This window comes from Spirosoma lacussanchae (assembly GCF_005870035.1).
Taxonomy (GTDB): Bacteria; Bacteroidota; Bacteroidia; order Cytophagales; family Spirosomataceae; genus Spirosoma; species Spirosoma lacussanchae.
On sequence record NZ_SWJG01000004.1, the window covers coordinates 110368 to 130593 of the forward strand.

At 56.0% G+C, this 20226-nt stretch carries 17 protein-coding genes; 11 read left to right on the forward strand and 6 right to left on the reverse strand.

From position 1 onward, the window contains the following. The first annotated feature begins 270 nt into the window (after window positions 1-270). The 4 genes from FBR45_RS16325 to FBR45_RS16340 are packed head-to-tail and all read left to right on the forward strand — an operon-like array spanning window position 271 to window position 2974. Complete coding sequence (locus FBR45_RS16325; RefSeq protein WP_138504765.1) at window positions 271-888, forward strand: TetR/AcrR family transcriptional regulator; 618 nt, start codon at window positions 271-273, stop codon at window positions 886-888. A 48-nt stretch (window positions 889-936) separates the two neighbouring features. After that, window positions 937-1377: a DUF2147 domain-containing protein gene (locus tag FBR45_RS16330; RefSeq protein ID WP_138504220.1), complete on the forward strand. Its 441-nt coding sequence runs from the start codon at window positions 937-939 to the stop codon at window positions 1375-1377. Between the two features lie 19 nt (window positions 1378-1396). Then, window positions 1397-2176, forward strand: coding sequence for an SDR family NAD(P)-dependent oxidoreductase (locus FBR45_RS16335; RefSeq protein ID WP_138504222.1), 780 nt, complete (start codon window positions 1397-1399; stop codon window positions 2174-2176). A gap of 30 nt (window positions 2177-2206) precedes the next feature. Beyond that, window positions 2207-2974 carry a hypothetical protein gene (locus FBR45_RS16340; RefSeq protein ID WP_138504223.1) on the forward strand — a complete coding sequence of 256 codons (768 nt, stop codon included), beginning with the start codon at window positions 2207-2209 and terminating at the stop codon, window positions 2972-2974. Window positions 2975-2979: 5 nt separating this feature from the next. Here FBR45_RS16340 and FBR45_RS16345 read toward each other — a convergent pair whose 3' ends face one another. Together FBR45_RS16345 and FBR45_RS16350 are read right to left on the reverse strand one after the other, a co-directional pair. Then, window positions 2980-3618, reverse strand: a complete 639-nt coding sequence (locus tag FBR45_RS16345) for a LysE family translocator (protein ID WP_138504225.1) — start codon at window positions 3616-3618, stop codon at window positions 2980-2982. A gap of 88 nt (window positions 3619-3706) precedes the next feature. Continuing rightward, entirely contained in the window at window positions 3707-4255 is a 549-nt protein-coding gene (locus FBR45_RS16350; RefSeq protein ID WP_138504227.1) for an NUDIX domain-containing protein, read from the reverse strand. Between the two features lie 73 nt (window positions 4256-4328). Between FBR45_RS16350 and FBR45_RS16355 the strand changes: the two genes are divergently transcribed. Genes FBR45_RS16355 through FBR45_RS16365 form a run of 3 tightly spaced genes read left to right on the forward strand, consistent with a single transcriptional unit; the run spans window position 4329 to window position 9089 of the window. Next, on the forward strand, window positions 4329-5336 hold the full coding sequence (locus FBR45_RS16355; RefSeq protein ID WP_138504229.1) for a cation diffusion facilitator family transporter: 1008 nt from the start codon (window positions 4329-4331) through the stop codon (window positions 5334-5336). Between the two features lie 46 nt (window positions 5337-5382). Next, window positions 5383-6594, forward strand: coding sequence for a DUF4249 domain-containing protein (locus FBR45_RS16360; RefSeq protein ID WP_138504231.1), 1212 nt, complete (start codon window positions 5383-5385; stop codon window positions 6592-6594). Window positions 6595-6614: 20 nt separating this feature from the next. Continuing rightward, window positions 6615-9089, forward strand: a complete 2475-nt coding sequence (locus FBR45_RS16365) for a TonB-dependent receptor (RefSeq protein ID WP_138504233.1) — start codon at window positions 6615-6617, stop codon at window positions 9087-9089. 41 nt (window positions 9090-9130) lie between these two features. Here the strand turns inward: FBR45_RS16365 and FBR45_RS16370 are convergent, their stop codons facing one another. From FBR45_RS16370 to nirB, 4 genes are all read right to left on the reverse strand, one after another. Further along, window positions 9131-9802, reverse strand: a complete 672-nt coding sequence (locus tag FBR45_RS16370) for a response regulator transcription factor (protein ID WP_138504235.1) — start codon at window positions 9800-9802, stop codon at window positions 9131-9133. A 2-nt stretch (window positions 9803-9804) separates the two neighbouring features. Then, window positions 9805-11271 (reverse strand): ATP-binding protein, encoded by a 1467-nt coding sequence (locus tag FBR45_RS16375; protein ID WP_138504236.1) that lies wholly within the window; start codon window positions 11269-11271, stop codon window positions 9805-9807. 3 nt (window positions 11272-11274) lie between these two features. Beyond that, a complete protein-coding gene (nirD, locus tag FBR45_RS16380) occupies window positions 11275-11628 on the reverse strand; it encodes a nitrite reductase small subunit NirD (RefSeq protein WP_138504238.1) in 354 nt (117 codons plus the stop codon). 68 nt (window positions 11629-11696) lie between these two features. Beyond that, entirely contained in the window at window positions 11697-14261 is a 2565-nt protein-coding gene (gene nirB / locus FBR45_RS16385) for a nitrite reductase large subunit NirB (protein ID WP_138504240.1), read from the reverse strand. 276 nt (window positions 14262-14537) lie between these two features. Between nirB and cobA the strand changes: the two genes are divergently transcribed. The 4 genes from cobA to FBR45_RS26640 form a co-directional block, all read left to right on the forward strand. Beyond that, window positions 14538-15299, forward strand: coding sequence for a uroporphyrinogen-III C-methyltransferase (cobA, locus tag FBR45_RS16390; RefSeq protein ID WP_138504242.1), 762 nt, complete (start codon window positions 14538-14540; stop codon window positions 15297-15299). 267 nt (window positions 15300-15566) lie between these two features. Next, a complete protein-coding gene (locus FBR45_RS16395) occupies window positions 15567-17120 on the forward strand; it encodes an alginate export family protein (RefSeq protein WP_138504244.1) in 1554 nt (517 codons plus the stop codon). 61 nt (window positions 17121-17181) lie between these two features. Further along, a complete protein-coding gene (locus tag FBR45_RS16400) occupies window positions 17182-18474 on the forward strand; it encodes a NarK family nitrate/nitrite MFS transporter (protein ID WP_138504246.1) in 1293 nt (430 codons plus the stop codon). Between the two features lie 66 nt (window positions 18475-18540). Next, on the forward strand, window positions 18541-20226 hold a 1686-nt coding region (locus FBR45_RS26640; protein WP_246082271.1), incomplete at its 3' end, for a molybdopterin-dependent oxidoreductase.

Below are 20226 nucleotides of genomic sequence, written 5' to 3' on the forward strand. Positions count from 1 at the left end.
TTTATTATCAGTCAATTCTAGAAAACTTACGACTACAAAAAAAGACATGAACAGAATTTTATTTTACTTAATCAAATAAGTTAAAAATATTATATCTATTATTCTAATTAATACAGCTATGTAAAACCATATGATACTTATATTGCCAAATAAAATACGGACCAATACAGAAGAGATACCTCTTTGTCTCCCTCTATCCTAAGCGAATAGAAAAAAACAATTTTTTATTTTGAACGTTGTTCATTTTATTTGCTGCAGATTTTGAATACGATGGGAGTTGCCGAACGGAAAGCACGCGAGAAAGAAGAGCTGAGAGACCTGATCTTACGGGCGGCCAGAAAGCTGTTTACCGAAAATGGGATCGAGCAGACCACCATTCGCAACATAGCCGAAGCCATCGATTACAGCGTTGGAACGGTGTATGTATACTTCAGGAACAAAGATGCGATCCTGCATGCGCTCCACAGCCAGGGATTCGGTATGCTGGCCAGCTATTTCTCGGTGCTGGCCAGTGTGGCAGATCCGATGGAGCGCTTACGGGCCATGGGGCGGATATACATCAAATTTGGCCTCGAAAACCGGGATATGTACGAGCTCATGTTCAGCACTAAAGCACCCATGACGTTTTTGTGCGCTACCGATCAGCCGGAATGGGACGAAGGAAAAGCAACTTTTACCGCCCTGAGCAGTACTGTTGCCCAGTGCCTTGAAGCTGGTCATTTTGCCGGGCATTCGCTCCAACCGCTGTCATTCATGTTCTGGAGTCTGGTTCACGGCATGTGCAGCCTGGAAATCAGCCAACGTACGCAGGGAGTCAATCTAACCGATCCGTCGGCTATCGTTGATCAGGCGTATACCGAGTTTTTGAAACTACTGGATCATTTCTAATTTTTTTGCCCTATTTATGAACATTGTTCACATTTTAAACCAAGATCAATGAAAGTCTTTTTTTTCGTACTCGCCCTGTTGGTTACGGGGGGAGTTACCCGACATACCCAACCGCCCGCCGACGCTGTTACCGGTGAGTGGCTCTCGCCCCGGAAAGACAGCCGAATCACTATTTATCGACAGGGAGATCTGTATCAGGGGAGGATCCTATGGGGTACGGGAACGGCCACTACTGACCAGAGCAATCCTGACCCAAGCCTACGCAGCCGAAATCTGATCGGGCTGGTCATCCTGAACGGGTTCGTCTATGACGGCCGAAGCACCTGGGAGAACGGCACCATCTACGACCCGCGGGAGGGAAAAACCTATTCCTGCAAGATGACCCTTACCACCCCGAACAGCCTCAGTATTCGTGGCTACGTTGGCGTATCGCTTTTTGGCCGGACAGAGGTCTGGTCCCGGGTTACGCCCGGTCGACCAAATCCTTAACTACCATAACCCAAATCCCATGAACGAATTTATCCTACTGACCGGAGCCTCGTCGGGTATTGGCCTCAACATGGCCCGCTTACTGGCTGCCCGCAAGCAGAACCTGATCCTGGTAGCCCGCCGGTTCGACTTGCTGGAAACGCTGAAGGCCGAGCTGGTAGACGAGCACGGGATCTCCGTCTACACCTTTGCCAAAGACCTTTCCAACGCCGACGAAGCTGTTGCCCTGCACAATGAGATCAGCGCCCTGGGCCTTCCGGTAACGAAGCTCGTTAACAACGCTGGCTTTGGTACCTACGGCCCTTTTGACGAGAGCGCGCTTGAACCGGATCTGCGCATGATCGACCTGAACGTGGGAGCGGTAGTAACCCTGACCAAACTGTTTCTGCCCGCTATGAAGCGTCGCGGCAGCGGGCACATCATGAATGTTGCCTCGCTGCTGTCGTTCCTGCCGTTTCCATACTATTCGGTTTACTCAGCCACCAAGGCGTTCGTCCTCGCTTTCTCCGAAACGTTGGCAGCGGAACTGACCGGCAGCGGAGTTACCGTTTCAGCCTTCTGCCCGGGTCCTGTCGATACGGGTTTTACCACCGATGCTATGCTGAAAACCAATGCATACGCGACGAACAAACCAGCCGATGTGCAATGGGTAGCGGCCGTTGGCGTCCGGCACCTGCTATCGGGCAAAGGGGTCAAAATTGTGGGCCGCCTGAACTGGCTGCTGGCAAACACCCCCCGCTTCTCGCCCCGCTGGCTCACCATGCGGATCAATAAATTTCTGGCCAGCCCCAAACGCTAATACGTATTTGGTTCTATTAGCCATTTTGCCATGAAAACCTTATCCGAATTGTTGCGCTACCGGAATGAACCGATGTATCTGTTCGGCCTTGCCTGCCTGCTGGCAGCGGCCGTTTGCCTGGCCCTGACCCGGCTCACCGATGTTCAGGTGAACGGCGTCAGCGCCTGGTATAAACCCGTCAAGTTTTTCCTATCAACCACCCTGTTTGTGTGGACTATGGCCTGGTATATGTTTTACCTGGGTCCGTCCAGAGCGGTGCAGATTTACTCCTGGGGGGTCATACTGCTGCTGGGGTTCGAACTCATCTATATTGCCGTTCAGGCCGGGCGGGGGCAGCTGTCCCACTTCAAGGTCGATACCCCTATGTACGCAGCTCTGTACAGCATGATGGCCCTGGCCGCTGTAGGCATAGCCCTATGGACGGGGTATATTGGGTTACTCTTCTGCCAGCGCAACTTTCCAGACTTGCCCGCGGCCTATGTCTGGGGCATCCGGATCGGCATTGGCCTGTTCGTGATCTTCGCGATGGAAGGGCTGGCGATGGGGTCTCAGCTACGGCATACCGTGGGTGGCCCCGATGGTAGTCCGGGACTGCCCGTGGTCAACTGGAGCCGAACCTACGGCGATCTGCGTATTGCGCATTTTATGGGCATGCACGCCATCCAGATCATCCCCATCCTGGCCTATTACGCCCTCAAAAGTGTTCGCCTGACAGTTGCGGTGGGTTTGCTCTATGGCCTCGCCACGACCCTGCTGTTTATTCAGGCGATGCGCGGCAAGCCCCTGTGGCCTCTCTGATAGAATTACCAGTTCATGAGCCGGGCTACGGGCTCATACAGCCGCGTATAGGCAATCTGAACGGCTACGGCCAGAAAGACAAAACCCGTTGTTCGGTTGAACAGGGTGACGACCCGGGGGGTAAAGAGTCGCTTGAGCCGGTTGGCGTAATACGCCAGCGCCGACTCAGTTACAAATACCCCAACCAGACTGGCGCTCATGAACCCGTACTGTTCGGCCTGGGTGTAGTGCAGGTGCGAGCGGATATACGCCACAATGGCTACCCAGGAAACGAAATTGACCGGATTGAGTGCGTTCAGAAAAAAGCCCGTCGACACGTAGTACAGGTAGTTACCAAATCGGGTTTGGGGATAAGCCAGCCGGGGGGTGCCCCGGAGGATGTTGACCAGGCCCATGGCCGTTAGGAAAATGACTCCCACAACCGCCATGAAATGCTCGAACCCCTGCACCTTTGGAATAAACGATGTCCCTAGCAGGGCAGCCAGTACGAACAGGATATCGCCGACGATCACGCCCAGCACGATCTTCATTCCGGACCGAAAGCCGTTATCGACACTGTTCTGGATCAGGGCAAAAAAAACGGTTCCAAATGTCAGGCAAAGGGCAACGCCGACCAGAAATCCGTACAAAATTGGTAAAAACACAAGTGATGAAGTTTACAGTGTTGGTGTCTGGCTGCCGAAGCTGTCGGGCCATTGGAGTCAACAGCCCACCCCCGTATACCAGCACCCGTTAAATTCCCCGCAGGCGGGCTACCATGAGCAGACCGCTAACGCTCAGGGCGTCGGTAATGCGGCTGTTCATAGCCATATCAACGGCTTCAGCCAATGGAAGTTTCCAGATTTTGAGATCTTCTGTTTCTTCGGGCTCATGGTCGCCCTGAACCAGATCTTCGGCAATGTACAGAAACCCCTCCTCGTCGGTAGCCGAATTGGAGGTATGAATCCGGGCAATTTTTGTCCATTTCCGGGCTTCCAGACCGGTTTCTTCCCGAAGCTCACGCCGGGCCGACTCGAGCGGATCGGTACCCAGCGGGCACCCGCCTTCCGGTATCTCCCACGAGTATTCGTTGAGCGGATAGCGGTACTGGCCAACGAGATAGGTATTCCCATCCGCATCGATCGGGATCACCCCCACCGCTTTATTCTTAAAACTGACAACTCCGTAAATGCCGGGTGTGCCGGCCGGCGTGATCACATCCTCATGCCGGATGCTCAGCCAGGGGTTTTCGTACGTTACGGCCGATTTTAATGTCTGCCAGGGGTTATCGGTTGCATTCATGCCAGCGAAAATACGGACTTTGTGGGTACGGTTGGCTATATTTGTTCACACGTACCACTTCATTCCGGGCTTCATGAGGGCCAGTCAACGCACTAAATACCGCTGGATGGGCCTGTCGTTTGGGCTCAGCATCATTCTGCTGGTTGTCAAATTCACAGCTTATTTCCTGACGTCATCGACCGCTATCCTGACCGATGCCGTCGAGTCGATCGTCAACGTGCTGGCCAGCGGATTCGCGTTGTATAGCATCTACCTCGCCGGACAACCCCGCGACCAGAACCACCCCTATGGCCACGGAAAAATTGAATTTCTGTCGTCGGGTTTCGAAGGGGCCATGATATTATCGGCCGGGCTGGTGATCGTCTGGCAGGCCATCCTGAGCGTTTTCGAGCCGCAGGAGCTCGATAATCTGGGTACTGGCTTTGTGCTGCTGGGGATTACCGCACTGGCCAATGCGTTTGTGGGCTGGATGCTGATCCGTACGGGCCGCCAGACCGATTCCCTGGCCCTGATTGCCGACGGGCAACACCTGATGACCGACGTAATCAGCAGCATTGTGGTCATGATCGGCGTGGCCATTGTGGCCCTGACCGGCCAGCGCTGGATCGATAGCGTGTTGTCGCTGGGTCTGTCTGTCCTGATCATTTACAATGGTCTGCAGCTGGTTCGGCAGTCCGTTGCCCGACTCATGGACGAAACCGACGCGCCAACCCTGGACCGGGTCGTGGCCCTGCTCAATGTACACAAGGAGCGAAACTGGATCGACGTCCATAACCTGCGGGTGCAGAAGTACGGCGCCGACCTACACATCGACTGTCACCTGACCTTACCCTACTATTGGGAACTGACACAGGTGCATGACGAGGTACATGCGTTTGAGGATACGCTTAAGGCCGGGTTCAGCAACGAGGTTGAAATTTTCGTGCATACCGATCCGTGCATGAAAGAATGCTGTCACTACTGCCGCGTGGCCGACTGCCCCGTGCGGGCATTCGCGTTTGTGCGGGATGTAGACTGGACCAGCGAGAATCTGCCGCTGAACCAAAAGCATTTTGTTCCCCTGGCCGTTCAGAGTGAGTAGATTCTGAGCCTTTTCATACTTAACCGATTAGAATACTTGGTTAAGTATGTACACCAGCTGGCCGTCTGTCTCATCCAGACTTTTTCGGGTTGTTGCCCTGCTTACGGTCATAATCGGCCTCAGCACCTGCGTCGCTACGTTCGATCCGACCCTTACCCCCAACACGACCCTGCTGGTGGTTGAAGGTATCCTGACCGATCAGCCCGTTACCCAGGCCATCACCCTCAGCCAGTCGACATCGACCCGCGACAGCAACTCCCGCACTCCTGTCAGCAAAGCTCAGGTACAACTTATCATCAACGGCACGCAGACCGTACTGCTGACCGAGACCCAGCCGGGCCGCTACGAACTTCAGCCCAGCCAGTTCAGCGGTCGCGTGGGCGATAGCTACCAGCTTCGGTTTCAGACGGCAAACGGCTCCCGCTACGAATCGACCGTCGAGACGATGGTGGCGGTTCCGGCTATTCAGCGGGTATACGATCAGTTCAATCCGAAGGGGCCGGGCCGGTTTGCCAACGAACTGTATACGCCCAGCAACGACATCTTCGTCGATTTTCAGGACCCGGCGGGCCAGACGAATTTTTACCTCTGGCGCACCCGGGTGTTTGAAGCGCAGGAATGGTGCGCGTCCTGCCAGCAGGGACGGTATATCCTCGAAGATATTGGTCCGGTAGGCACCGGCCCGATCCGGGTAATCGGCTGCGTTCCCGATAGTACCCTGGGGGTGTACAATTTTTTCGACTACATCTGTCGCGGCTCATGCTGGGATATCTTTTACAGCACCCGCGTGAACGTGTTTGCCGATGTGTACGCTAACGGGCGGCCGCAGGTAGGCCGGCTCGTGGCCCAGGTCCCCGTCTATCAGCGCGAACCGGCCGTTGTCGATGTCGAGCAGCTATCCCTGACGGTTGGTGCCTATCGATATTACCGGTTGTTTGAAGAACAAACCCAGAACACCGGCACCCTGGTCGATACGCCCCCCGCCCCTACCGTCGGCAACGTTCGCAACCTGACCGACCCGTCTGAAAATGTGGTCGGGTATTTCTCGGCTTCGTCGGTAGCCGTCAACCACTACTGGCTCAATCGCCGGAATGTGCCACTGGGCAGCTACCGGGGCCTGTTCTACGCCCAGAACCGGCGTTATCCCAATATAGAAACATCGCGGGGCAACCCGCCCGTTTATGGCGTCGGGGTTCCCTCGGCGGTTTGCATTCCCAGTCCCACCCGTACCAACGTACAGCCGGAAGGCTGGCAATAAGACGCTGATCAGCCACCTGTATGCTCACCGGCCTTCGCCTTCTGTTAATCGGGTTCCTCTTCGCCACGGCAGCCCACGGGCAGGCGTCACTCCTAACCATCAGCGGAACCGTCCGCGATTCGGCCACCAACCAGCCCCTGGCCGGCGCATCGGTGGTGGTCGACTTTAACAAGTCCGTGCGCGGCATCAACACCGATGCCTCCGGCCGTTTTTCGGTCGATGTGTTTGAAGGGAGCCACCATGTTGTGGTGCGTTACGTTGGCTACAAACCGTTCCGGATAGGCCTGCAGTTGAAAAACGACTACCAGCTGCCGGTAAAACTGGTGCTGGTCGCCAGTCAGCTCGAGGAAGTTGTCGTGACCAGCAAAGGATTCGACCGCAATGTTCGGCAACCCCTGCTGGGCGTCAGCCAGATCAGTGTCGAAACCCTCCGAAAACTACCGGCTGCGCTGGGTGAAGTCGATCTCCTGCGCGGCCTGCAGATGCTGCCCGGGGTTACCAGCGTGGGCGAGGCTGCCAATGGGGTCAACATCCGGGGCGGCACCACCGACCAGACGTTAATCCTCCTCGACGATACGCCTATCTTCAACCCGTCGCATATGTTCGGCCTGTTCTCCATCTTCCCGGCCGATGCGGTAAACGGACTCGATCTCTACAAAGGCAACGTGCCCGCCCGCTATGGGGGCCGGACAGCCTCCGTCATGGATATCTCGCTGCGCAACCCCAGCCTCGACCAGTTCCGGCTTACGGGCGGGGTAAGCGTAGTATCGAACCGGCTAACGGCCGATATACCCATCGTAAAAGACCGGCTTGGCATCATGGTATCTGGCCGGGGAGCCTTCAACGATTTTCTGCTGCCTCTGGTATCGGACCGGCTGGCCGGCATCAAAGCGCAGTTCGGCGACCTGGTTGTGAAAGGATTCTGGCGGATCAACGACCGCAACACGCTGACGGCCATGACGTACATGAGCAGGGATTTTTTCCAGACCCAGCTTCTGGGAAGCATCCCGAACATCAACGCCACCGCCACCCAGTATGACCACCAGACGGTGAACGCCATGGCCCGATGGCTGCGGGTGCTGTCACCGAAGCTGAACCTGCAGACCACCCTTTCGTCGACTTATTACGTACCGAAAATCCAGCTGCCCGAACTCAACTCGATCAATGTCGTAACCATTCGGTCCGGCATCAGGCAGCGTCAGCTCAAAACCAGCCTCAACGTTCAGCAGGAGGACCAGAAACTCGAGATCGGACTAAACGCCACGCACTACCGGGTAGAACCGGGGGCGCTGCTACCGGGTACGAGCGACCGGGTCAACCCCATTAATACCCCAACCGAACGTGGGCTCGAGCTGGCCGTGTATGCCGATAACGAATGGAGCCTGTCGACCCGGATGGCCGTGTCGGCGGGCCTGCGCTATTCGTTGTTCGGCGCTTTGGGTCCGGGTGTAGTACGTCGATACGAACCTGGGCAGCCCGTCGACGATTTCTCGGTCGTCGACTCCGTGCGGTACGGAACTGGGCAGATAAGCCAGCGCTACGGTGGCCTGGAACCCCGGCTCGGTATTCGCTATGAACTATCGGCCAGCTCGTCGGTTAAGTTTGGCTACAATCTGATGCGGCAGTACCTGCAGGTCGTCACCAACACGACGACCCCACTCCCTACCGCCCGCTGGAAAACCAGCGACACTCACATCCGGCCCCAGGTTAGCCAGCTGGTTACGGCCGGTTACTTTCGAAATTTCAAGGATAATGTCTACGACCTGCTGCTCGAAGCCTACTATCGCACCACCCGGCAGGCCCTCGATTATAAACCGGGCGCGAACTTTCTGTTGCAGGCCTATCCGGAAACCCAGCTGCTTCAGGGGCGTAGCCAGGCGTATGGCCTGGAGGTCATGCTGGCCCGCAAAAAAGGCGAACTAACCGGCTGGGTCAATTACACCTATGCCCGAACCCTCAATAAGGTGGATCAGGGGTCCACATTTCAGGAGCGGATCAACAATGGCAACTGGTATTCCGCCAATTACGACCGACCACACACGCTCAACGCATCGATGACGATCACCGTAAACCGGAACAACAGTTTTGGTTTCACCTTTGCCTACAGCAGCGGACGGCCCTACACGGCCCCCAACGGTTTTGTCTCCTTACAAAGCAATGAGTCGCCGGCTAACGGAGGCTCCCTGTCCGAGCTGATCAACGGAGTCACCGATTTTGGGTCGATCGAGCCCAGCCAATTCCCCTACTACAGCGAGCGTAATCAGGCCCGTTTACCCGATTACCACCGGCTCGATTTCTCCTGGAACATTACCAACCCCAGCCTGAAAAACCGGCGCTGGCAGGGTAGCTGGGTGTTTACCGTATATAACCTCTACGCGCGCCGGAATACCTACTCGGCCTTCTTCCGGACCGAGAATGGCAAGACGCAGGCTTACCAGCTGCAAATCTTTGCGACACCTATTCCGACCCTGACGTATAATTTCACATTCCGATAACTGGGTTTCGGCAAGCTGAAATAGCCATAAATCGCAAATTACTACTGTTTTTTCAGCGCCAGCCGGATCAGTTCAACCGTGTTTTTAACCCCGGCTTTCCGGATGATGCTGGCCCGCTGGTTGGCGACTGTGTTGGCGCTGATGTCGAACCGGTCGGCAATTTCACGGCTGCTCATCCCCTCGGCCAGGCAGGTCAGAATCTGTTCTTCGCGGGGGGTCAGCTTAGTCCAGATCGAACCGGGCGCAGGGTTACGCTGGGATTCTCCCGTCTCGCCCGGCTTTGGCACGTTGGGCAGAACCAGATGCCGGATAATGACTGACGATGCGGCCGATGGGTAATACAGATCGCCGGCGGCTACCATCCGGACGGCGCGCAGAATCTCTTCTTCGTTCGTGTCTTTCTGCAGGTAGCCGGCTGCCCCGTTCTGAACCGCGCTCAGAATATAATCGGCATTATGGTGCATGCTGAAGATCAGGATACGAACCTGCGGAAATTGCCGCGATACCACCCGGGTCACGTCGATCCCCGACATGCGCGGCATGGTAATGTCCAGTAGCAGCACATCAGGACGTAGTGACGGAATGAGGTCGATCGCTTCGTCGCCATCGGTAGCTTCTCCCACGATTTGGATATCGGTTTCGTCTTCCAGCAGCGTCCGGATTCCTTTCCGCACCACAGCATGATCATCGGCAATAAGGAGTCGTATCGGCATGGTTAGTGAATCTGTGTGTCAGACAAAGGTAGTTTAACAACCACTCTGGTCCCTTTTTTAAGCGTCGAGCTGATGGTCAAATCGCCGTTGAGCAAACGGGCCCGCGTTCGCATGTTTTCCAGCCCGTTGGTTACCGTCGGAGCCTGCCCCCGCCGAACGGTCTTGCGGGGCGAAAATCCTTTCCCGTCATCTTCAACCGTCATAATCAGCTGGGTGCGGGTGCGCTGCAGCCGGAGGTCGATCTGGTGCGCGCCGGCATACTTGACCGCGTTGTTCAGCGCTTCCTGCGCAATGCGGTACAAGCCAATTTCGACCGCTGGACTGTGGCGTTTCTCGTCGCCCGGGCCGGTGAACTGCACATTGATGGCCGAGGCCTGTGCCGTTTGCTGAGCCAGGAGCTGCAAGGTAGCCTCCAACCCGAAATCGCCCAGCACCGACGGCATCAGGTTGTGCGAAATCTGGCGGGTTGTCTGAATAATGTCCTGAATCATGGTACATAGCTCCTCAAACCGCAGGCGCTGTTTATCGTCCGGAAACGGAATTTTCTTAAGCTTCCCGGCATGTAGATTCAGCCCCGTCAGCATCTGCCCGATGCCGTCGTGGAGTTCGCGGGCAAAACGCCGGCGCTCCTCTTCCTGCCCTTCCAGTAAAGCCGCTGAGCGAACCCGATCTTCGGCGCGTTGCAGTGCATACTTTTCGTCAATCGTCCGGACCAGCAACTCCTGCGTATCCACCAAAGTACGATTGGCGGCTTCCAGATTAAGGTTAGTTACGGCCAGCCGCCCGTTGGCCAGCTGGAGCGCCCTCTCGGATTCGGCCAGTTGGCGGATAGCCCGTCGGGTGTAGTTCACGACCGGCCTGAAAATCAGCAGCCCTTCGATCAGCAGGGTCAGTAACGTAGCCAGCGACAGTATCCATTCGATCCGTTCGAGGTGCTTTACCCGGGCAAAATTTTCAGCATCGAACTGAAAAACAATGGCATTCATCTGACTCAGGTAAGATGGTTCCTGGCCCAGAATCTGCTCTACGGCTTGCTTCTGCTGGCTGGCGGAGGGGCCGGGCCTGCCGATCTGGACAAAGTTGGTATAGATAGTCTGGTAACTGGACTCGATCCGATCGAACATCGCATTCAGCGCATTGCTTTTAGGCACGTCATACGCCTTTTCCATCAGCAAACGGCCCTTCCGCAACTGCACGTGGGTAGTGCTCCAGGCGGTCAGTAACGAATCGAACAGCGGGGCATCGGGTGAGGGGATGCCGACCAGCTTCAGAACGGTGATTTTGGTCAGTCGCTGACTTAGCATCCGCTGCCGCCCGGCCACGTTCAGAACCCGCCCGTTATCGTTCAGATCCCGAATGGTCTGTTTGATAAACAGGAGCCCGCTCACCGTGAGCAGGGCGATCACGGTGAGGGCCAGGATGTAGAAACGGGTTAAACGGCGGGCTACCTGCTGATCGAGTTCTGTCATTCGTTATAAGCCAACGAATACCAGTCCGTTCTCCACCTGTATTGGATAGGTGGCGATCTGGTAGTCGCTATCGGTGAGGCACTGACCGGTTTTAAGCGAAAACGTCTTTTTGTGGAATGGACACGCCACCTTATGCTCGTCGCCCTGGCTACCGGTCATGCCCCGCGCCAGCGCCATCTGCTGCCGGTGTGGACACTGGTTGTCGGTGGCATACCAATTGCTGGTACGGGCAAAGTTGAAGATAGCGATCTGGCGGCCTTCGATCAATACGCAGGCCCCACCATCGGCGGGTACATCGGCACTAGTACACACCTGATGCCAGGTAATCTCTTCTTTTTCGAGGGTTATTGACTCCATGAGCTACGATTATTAGGAATGAGTGATGAGGAAGCAGTGATACGCGCAGGATTGGTGCAATCGTTGGATTACTGCCATTCGAGGGCGCGCTTCTGATGGCGGAGGGGTTCAAACCGGACGTGCGGATCTTTCTCCTCCGGGGCATTGACAAAGTGAGCGAACCGTTTGCGCAGGTCCGGGTTCCCGACCACTTCTTTCCATTCGCAGGCGAAGGAATCGACCAGCTGCTGCATGTCCTGCTCCAGCTGATCGGCAATACCCAGCACATCGTCTACGACTACGGCTTTCAGGTAGGCCATGCCGCCCTCCATTTTGTTGAGCCAGGTAGCGGTACGGGTCAGCGGATCAGCCGTTTTGATGTAGAACATCAGGAACCGGTCGATCAGCCGGATGCAGGTTTCCTTATCCACGTCCGAAGCCAGCAGCTGCGCATGCTGCGGCCGGGAGCCTCCGTTGCCGCCTACATATAGGTTCCAGCCTTTTTCCGTTGCTATGATCCCGAAGTCCTTGCTCTGCGCTTCGGCGCACTCCCGAATACAGCCCGACACGCCGGATTTGAGCTTGTGGGGCGACCGGATGCCTTTGTAACGCTCTTCAACCTCAATAGCAAACGAGACCGAGTCCTGTACCCCAAACCGGCACCAGGTAGAACCGACGCAGCTTTTTACCGTACGCAGGGCTTTCCCGTACGCATGGCCACTCTCGAAGCCAGCGGCTATCAGCTCTTCCCAAATCCTGGGCAGGTCGTTTATATGAGCGCCAAACAGGTCGATGCGCTGACCGCCGGTGATCTTGGTATACAGGGCGTATTTTTGAGCCACCTGCCCGATCACGATCAGTTTGTCGGGGGTTATCTCGCCCCCCGGTATCCGCGGCACTACCGAATACGTGCCTCCTTTCTGAATATTGGCCAGATACCGGTCGTTCGAGTCCTGAATGGGAGCCCGGTCGCTGGTCAGCACGTTCTCGTTCCAGAGGCTGGCCAGCACAGAGGCCACGACAGGCTTGCAAACCTCACAGCCTGCGCCACGGCCAAACTGGTTAATGACGGCCCCAAAGGTTTTCAGGCCATTCATCTTCACCAGATCGAGCAGTTCCTGACGCGAATACTCGAAGTGTTCGCAGATTACGTTACGGATGTACAGTCCCTGTTCGGTCAGCACGCCCGCAATCAGGTCTTTGACCAGCGGGGTGCAGCCTCCGCAGCCGGTGCAGGCTTTGGTCGATTTCTTCAACTGATCGATGGTTGTATGCCCGTTTTCGGCAATTTCGGTACAGAGTTGGGCTTTGGTGATGGCTTCGCAGGAGCAGATCAGGGCATCATCGGGCAGGCTCATCACCCCCCCCGGGATAGTTCCGGCTCCTTCGGCGGCTCCCCGGCCTGCGCCCAGAATCAGGTCTTCGGCATCGGGAGGCAGAACGGTCTTGTTCTTACAGAGCTGCAACAACATAGTATACTGCTCGGCATCGCCCACCAGGATACCACCCAGCAGTTCCTTTCCGTCGGGCGTTACGTTGATTCGTTTGTAAATCCCTTTGGCTTTATTTTCATACACAATCGTCTGGCAGGCCTCTCCTTCAGCAAACGGATCGCCAAAGCTGGCAACGTCGACACCGATCAACTTCAGCTTGGTCGACATGTCATACGGCTTGAACGATTTCTCGATGCCGGTCAGCCGGGCGACGGCTACGGATGCCATTTCGTAGCCCGGCGCGACCAGTCCATAAATCATATTATGAGCCAGTGCGCATTCGCCAATGGCGAAAATGGCCGGGTCCGATGTCTGCATGAACTCGTTGACCACGATACCCCCGCGCGGATGCGTATCCAGGCCAGCCCGTTTTGCCAGCTCATCGCGGGGTCGGATACCGGCTGAAACGATCAGCATATCGACGTCCAGCGTGACGCCGTCGGCGAAGACCATGCTTTTAATGGCAGCCTCGCCCACGATCGCCTGGGTGCTTTTCCCCAGATGAACGGACAATCCCACGGTTTCGAGCCTGCGCATTAGTATGCCCGAACCGGCTTCGTCGATCTGGCGGGGCATCAGCCGGGAGGCAAACTCAACGACATGGGCTTCGTCGAGGCCCAGATCCAGCAGCGCTTTGGCCGCTTCCAGTCCCAGCAACCCTCCGCCCAGTACGGCCCCCCGCGTTCGTTTCGGGCCGTGGGCCGCGGCAGTTCGCAGCTGACGCGCGTGCGCCATAATCAGCTCCAGATCTTCGATAGTCCGGTAGACAAAGACCCCTTCTTTCTCAATCCCCGGAATAGCGGGCACGAAAGCGCCCGAGCCCGTAGCCAGTACCAGATAATCGTAAGGAACGACACGACCCGTGTGTGACCGTACTTCCTTCCGCCCCCGGTCAATAGCAACAACCGGATCGGAGAGGTAGAGCTGAATACCCTGCTCGGCGTACCAGCTGGCCGGGGCCAGGGCCAGCTCATCGGCTGACTTCCCCCCGACGAACTCGCTCAGGTGAACCCGATCGTAAGCTACGCGCGGCTCTTCCCCGAAAACCGTTACCGCAAACGCAGTTGCTTTTTTCTCATCGGCCAGCAGCTTCTCACAGAATTTGTAGCCGACCATCCCGTTGCCGATTACGACAACGCGCTTTGCTGTTTGTGCATACATAGTTATTAGTGACTATGATCTTATAAAAACCCTGTTTTTTAGTTGTAATAATTCAAGAATTTACCCCCACGGCTTACAAATTATTACGCATCAAAATTAAACTGTCTTTTTACTATTTCCTACTATTATATTCTTCATATTATCAAATTTAAAGTATATTTTATCGAAAAGTCTTGTTTTTAACGATTTACTCTCTACTTTTGAACCAGCAAACACAGATAGTTATAATTAACCATTATAGTACAATTTCAATAGACACCTTAGTAAATCATCACTATGCAGCCAAAGCTAACACTCGTGGGGGCGGGTCCGGGCGACGGCGAATTGATCACCCTAAAAGGGATCAGAGCGCTCCGGCAGGCCAACGTTATTTTATACGACGATCTGGCCAACGCCACCCTGCTGGACTTTGCTCCGGAACATGCGCTCAGAACATACGTAGGCAAACGAGCCGGTCAGGTGTCCATGTCGCAGGAGGACATCAACCGGACGGCCGTTCGGCTGGCCCGGAAGCATGGGCACGTGGTGCGGCTGAAGGGGGGCGACCCTTTTGTGTTTGGCCGGGGATACGAAGAATACACCTATGCGCTGGAACACCATATTTCCTGCGAGATAATACCGGGCGTGTCGAGCTGCATAGCCGTACCAGCATCCCAGCATATTCCGGTAACCTGCCGGGGCGTAAGCGAGAGCTTCTGGGTCATTACCGGTACCACACGCCAGGGCGACTTGTCGGACGACCTGTACCTGGCCGCCCAATCGAAAGCGACGGTGGTCATTCTGATGGGATTGAACAAATTGGATGAAATTTGTGCGATGTACTGCCAGTACGGTCGGGGTCACTTACCGATGGCGGTGGTACAGAACGGGACACGCGCCAATGAGCAGTGCGTGGTTGGCCAAGTCTGGGAGATGCCAAGTCTGATCGCGGTGCAGGGCGTGGGGGCGCCCGCCGTGCTGATGATTGGCGAGGTCGTTGCCTTACACCCATCCTACTCGATGGCGTATCTGCACGATCTGTCTTCCGCACGGGTCTAAAAAAGCCGGTCCGGTGTGGGGGCACCTTTGGACCGGCTCAACAGGGTTGTCTATGTATAACACAAACGCATCAAAGAAAATGGAAAAAAGCGTCTAACGCAAACGCCTTCATCGCAATCGGGTGGTCCCCCTTCGGCGGGCTTCTTCATGACCACCCCTCCCGACTCCTGTCCGTCAGGCCTTTGCCTGTAGTTTACCCGTATTCGGGTATCCCGGCTATTACTATGTCATCTCACCGCATTCGTACCTGCATCGATCTGAAATTTTATGAAATCAATCTACATCACCCGGTTGGCCCTGCTGGTGATTCTACTGGTAGTGGCCCAGCCTGACCTCTTTGCTCAACTGTCACTGACGGGGCAGATCAGAACCCGAACCGAACTCCGGGACGGACTCGGTAACCTGGCTCCCAAAAACAGTCCGGCCGCGTTGTTTACGTCGCAGCGTACCCGACTTACCTTCGGCTACAAATGGGATCGAGTCATGTTCCATACCGCCGTGCAGGATGTACGAGTCTGGGGCCAGGATGCCGCCACTATCAACAATGCCGATGGCTACCGGCTGATGGTTCACGAGGCCTGGGCCGAAATAACGCTCGCTAACCGCGCCGATACCACCATTCAGTTCAAGCCGATACAGAACCTATCCCTGAAAATTGGCCGTCAGGAGCTGGTATACGATGATGTGCGCCTGCTGGGTAACCTCGACTGGCTACAACAGGGGCGTCGATTCGATGCGGCCCTGCTCAAGGCCCAGCACCAGGGCTGGGCGCTGGATCTGGGGGCTGGGTTTAATCAGAACACCGATGCGTTTGGTCAGGTCGGTGATAACTACACACCGGGCAATGTACCGGCATCAGCACTCTCGTCGAAAAATGTCACGCTGGCTATTCCAGCTGGTTTTATACCGACGGCCGGTAAAGGAGGAGCGCCGGTTCTGGCTACTCCACTAAGCACGAACGGACGAAACCAGCACTTCAAATCATTCCAGATGATTTATCTGACGCACAAGTTTAATCAGACAAAGTTCTCGGCGCTGTTCTTCAAAGATGACTTTCAGAAGTACCGGGCCGACTCGCTGGGGAGCACCGCGACGGGTTACGTATATGGGAGACGGTATGATGTATTGGGCACCCATTCGCGCCAAACCTATGGGGCTATGCTAACGGGTCAGTTGGGCAACGCATCGTCCCGCATCGGTACAGTACAGTGGCAGGCATTTGCCTACGCACAGCGTGGTAGAGACCGCGACGGACTATCGATCAAAAAGGCCTATCACTACGGCGGAAACGTCATGTTCCAGAAAGGGCCACTGAGCGTTGGCCCTGGCTATGAAGTGCTGTCGGGTAACGACGCTACGACCCTGCAGGCTGGTGAAACGAACCGGTTCGATCCGCTCTATGGCACGCCCCACCGGCACTGGGGGTATATGGATTACTTCTATGTCGGCACGGGCTCACCCGCTGGTGGCCTCAAAGATGCCTTCCTGAAATTCAGATACGCCACGTCCCGCCTGACCACCACCTTCGACCTGCATTATTTTGCCCTGGCGGCTCCTACCTACAACCGGATGGCCGATGCCCCCGCTGGCGCCCGACTCGACCCGAAGCTGGGCATGGAATATGATTTCGTGACCACTTACGCCCTGAACAAATTCACCACCCTGGAACTGGGCTACTCGATCATGAACGGCACCAACAGCCTGGAGTACGCCAAACAGGGTACAATGAATGCGAAAGATAAGGTAGGCCAATGGGCTTATCTGATGATCAACATTCGCCCCGACTTTTTCTACACTAAACCGCTGGCCATCAGGCAGTAACCGACGCCCCACGCTACGTAACCCTCACTACCAATTTCTCACGCTTCGAACCTATATGATCATGTCGACTGATAAACTAACCAGACTGAACATCTTCAGCATCCGCGGAGTACAGATGCGAACCTTTCACATCACCTGGCTTACCTTTTTTGTCTGTTTCTTCGGCTGGTTTGGCCTGGCTCCGCTGATGCCTGCCATCCGGGCCGATTTGGGCCTGACAAAGCCGCAGGTGGGTAACACTATCATTGCCGCCGTATCGGCTACCATCTTTGCCCGACTGATTATCGGTCGGCTTTGCGACACCTGGGGACCGCGTAAAACATACACGGCGCTGCTGATTCTGGGGTCACTGCCGGTTATGCTCGTTGGCCTGGCCCACGATTACACCACATTTCTGCTGTTTCGACTGGCCATTGGTGTAATAGGGGCTTCGTTTGTCATCACCCAGTTTCACACCTCCATGATGTTTGCCCCTACCATCAAAGGCACAGCCAATGCCGTTGCTGGCGGCTGGGGCAACCTGGGCGGGGGCGTTACGCAGCTTGCCATGCCCCTCATCATGAGCGCCATTGTTGGCTTTGGCTATGTGAAAGCCGATGCCTGGCGGCTGGCTATGATCGTGCCGGGCGCGCTAATGCTCGTTATGGCATTCGTCTACTATCGCTACACCCAGGACACGCCCGCCGGCAATTACGACGATATAGACCGAACCGACAGTCATCAGGAGACAGTTTCGTTCTGGAAAGCCTGTGCCGATCTGCGCGTATGGGCCCTGGCCCTCGCCTATGGCTGCTGCTTCGGCATGGAGATCACGTTCGACGGAGTGGCGGCTCTGTATTTCTTCGATAACTTCCACATGGCCGAAACGGAAGCCGGTTTCTGGGCCATGCTGTTCGGCTTCATGAATATTTTTGCCCGGGCCGTTGGCGGTATCGTTGCCGACAACGTAGGCCAACGCTATGGAATGCGGGGTAAAGGACTGCTCCTGGCTGGCCTGCTGCTGCTTGAGGGGGCCGGCATCGCGCTGTTTGCCCAGACCGGTAACCTGCCCATGGCTATCGTATCGATGATCACCTTTGCCATGTTTCTCAAGATGGCAAACGGCACTACCTACGCCATTACCCCTTTTGTCAACACCAAAGCCGTTGGCATCGTTTCGGGGGTTGTGGGGGCCGGCGGCAACGTGGGTGGTATGCTGATGGGGTTCCTGTTCAAATCGGCGACCATCAGCTATAGTCAGGCTTTCCTGTACATCGGCGTGGCGGTGGTGCTCGTCGGCCTGTTGCTCTTGCTGGTCAATTTCAATACCGAACCCGTTGCCGAACCTGCCGAAGCTGACCTGCAAACGGCCTGATGACCGAAACGGTTAGATAAAGCCTGCGCCAGCCCGATGCATCAGCCTGTATTACCAGACAATCCGATGACACACAAAACTACCTGCTGCTATTGTGGTGTTGGCTGCGGTATCGTAGTCAACCAGGAGCCAAACGGACGGCTGACGGTTGAGGGAGACAAAGACCATCCGTCAAACCGCGGCATGCTGTGCTCCAAGGGCCTGAACCTCCCTTATACCGTTGTGGATCAGTCAGACCGGCTACTGTACCCGCAGATGCGGTTCAGCCGCAGTATGCCCATGCAACGGGTAAGCTGGGATACGGCCCTGAACCGTACGGCTGCCGTTTTCCGAACCCTTATCCAAAAATATGGTCCCGACTCGGTAGCGTTTTATGTATCGGGACAATCCCTGACGGAAGAGTATTATCTGGTCAATAAACTCATCAAAGGGTTCATCGGCTCTAACAATATCGATACTAACTCACGTCTCTGTATGAGTTCGGCGGTGGTAGGCTACAAACTCTCGCTGGGTGAAGATTCGGTACCGGTGTGCTATGATGATATCGAAAACGCCGATCTTTTCTATGTCCAGGGGGCCAATCCGGCCTGGTGCCACCCCATACTCTGGCGTCGCATCGAAGCCCACAAGGCGGCTAACCCACATATCAGGATCATCTGCATTGACCCCCGCCGGACCGACACCGCCCGCTCGGCCGATCTGCATCTGCCCATCCGGCCCGGCACGGATATAGTCCTGAACAACGCCATCGGTCGGCTGTTGGTCGAACAGGGCGCTGTTGACCAGTCGTTTGTCACGTCACATACCGATGGTTTTGAGGCCTACCGAGCGCAGGTCATGCAACGTACCCTAGACGAAGCAGCCGAAGTATGCGGTGTTCCGGCCGCTGACATTCAGCAGGTCGCCAACTGCATTGGCCGCTCCAAAGGCTTTCTGTCGCTCTGGACTATGGGCCTCAACCAGTCGGTGATCGGGGTCAATAAAAACCTGTCGCTGATTAACCTGCACCTGATCACCGGCCGCATCGGCACGCCGGGCAATGGACCGTTTTCGCTCACTGGCCAACCCAACGCGATGGGCGGGCGCGAAGTGGGCGGCCTGGCTAATCTGTTGCCGGGGCATCGGGAGGTGGCCAACGCAGCCCATCGCGCTGAGCTGGAAGCATTTTGGAAAAGCCCGGTTCAGATTGCCCCAAAACCGGGCCTGACCGCTACGGAGATGTTCGACGCCCTGGACGATGGTCGACTGAAAGCAATCTGGATTATTAACACCAATCCGCTGGTGAGTCTGCCCGACCTGAACGCGGCCGAGAACGCCCTAAAAAAGGCGCGCTTTGTCGTGGTACAGGACGTGTCGAACCGGGCCGATACCGTCGCTTTTGCCGATGTCGTGCTGCCCGCTGCGGCCTGGCTTGAAAAAGAGGGCACCATGACGAATGCAGAACGCCGGATCACCTACCTCCCCCGGATACGCCAGGCCCCCGGCGAAGCCCTGCCCGATGCAGAGATCATCTGGCGGTTTGCGCAGAAAATGGGCTTTGCCAATGCCTTCAACTACACCAGCGCGGCCGAAGTCTATGACGAATACGTAAAAACCACCGCCGGGACCAACCTGGATGTTACCGGCGTTTCCTACGCCTTACTGAACGAGCTGAGAAGTATTCAGTGGCCTTACCCGAAAGAGCCGTGGGGGGGCCCCCCCCGGGCCAGAACCCCCCACGGCCGCCCCACCCCCATAAACACACCCCCCGAC

What these genes read in the sequence shown, in the direction of transcription:
- cobA (WP_138504242.1), top strand. Translation starts at nt 14,538, where the DNA reads ATGCAGCCAAAGCTAACACTCGTGGGGGCGGGTCCGGGCGACGGCGAA.
- nirD (WP_138504238.1), bottom strand. Translation starts at nt 11,628, where the DNA reads ATGGAGTCAATAACCCTCGAAAAAGAAGAGATTACCTGGCATCAGGTG.
- FBR45_RS16395 (WP_138504244.1), top strand. Translation starts at nt 15,567, where the DNA reads ATGAAATCAATCTACATCACCCGGTTGGCCCTGCTGGTGATTCTACTG.
- FBR45_RS16340 (WP_138504223.1), top strand. Translation starts at nt 2,207, where the DNA reads ATGAAAACCTTATCCGAATTGTTGCGCTACCGGAATGAACCGATGTAT.
- FBR45_RS16370 (WP_138504235.1), bottom strand. Translation starts at nt 9,802, where the DNA reads ATGCCGATACGACTCCTTATTGCCGATGATCATGCTGTGGTGCGGAAA.
- nirB (WP_138504240.1), bottom strand. Translation starts at nt 14,261, where the DNA reads ATGTATGCACAAACAGCAAAGCGCGTTGTCGTAATCGGCAACGGGATG.
- FBR45_RS16335 (WP_138504222.1), top strand. Translation starts at nt 1,397, where the DNA reads ATGAACGAATTTATCCTACTGACCGGAGCCTCGTCGGGTATTGGCCTC.
- FBR45_RS16375 (WP_138504236.1), bottom strand. Translation starts at nt 11,271, where the DNA reads ATGACAGAACTCGATCAGCAGGTAGCCCGCCGTTTAACCCGTTTCTAC.
- FBR45_RS16325 (WP_138504765.1), top strand. Translation starts at nt 271, where the DNA reads ATGGGAGTTGCCGAACGGAAAGCACGCGAGAAAGAAGAGCTGAGAGAC.
- FBR45_RS16355 (WP_138504229.1), top strand. Translation starts at nt 4,329, where the DNA reads ATGAGGGCCAGTCAACGCACTAAATACCGCTGGATGGGCCTGTCGTTT.
- FBR45_RS16350 (WP_138504227.1), bottom strand. Translation starts at nt 4,255, where the DNA reads ATGAATGCAACCGATAACCCCTGGCAGACATTAAAATCGGCCGTAACG.
- FBR45_RS16365 (WP_138504233.1), top strand. Translation starts at nt 6,615, where the DNA reads ATGCTCACCGGCCTTCGCCTTCTGTTAATCGGGTTCCTCTTCGCCACG.
- FBR45_RS16330 (WP_138504220.1), top strand. Translation starts at nt 937, where the DNA reads ATGAAAGTCTTTTTTTTCGTACTCGCCCTGTTGGTTACGGGGGGAGTT.
- FBR45_RS16360 (WP_138504231.1), top strand. Translation starts at nt 5,383, where the DNA reads ATGTACACCAGCTGGCCGTCTGTCTCATCCAGACTTTTTCGGGTTGTT.
- FBR45_RS16400 (WP_138504246.1), top strand. Translation starts at nt 17,182, where the DNA reads ATGTCGACTGATAAACTAACCAGACTGAACATCTTCAGCATCCGCGGA.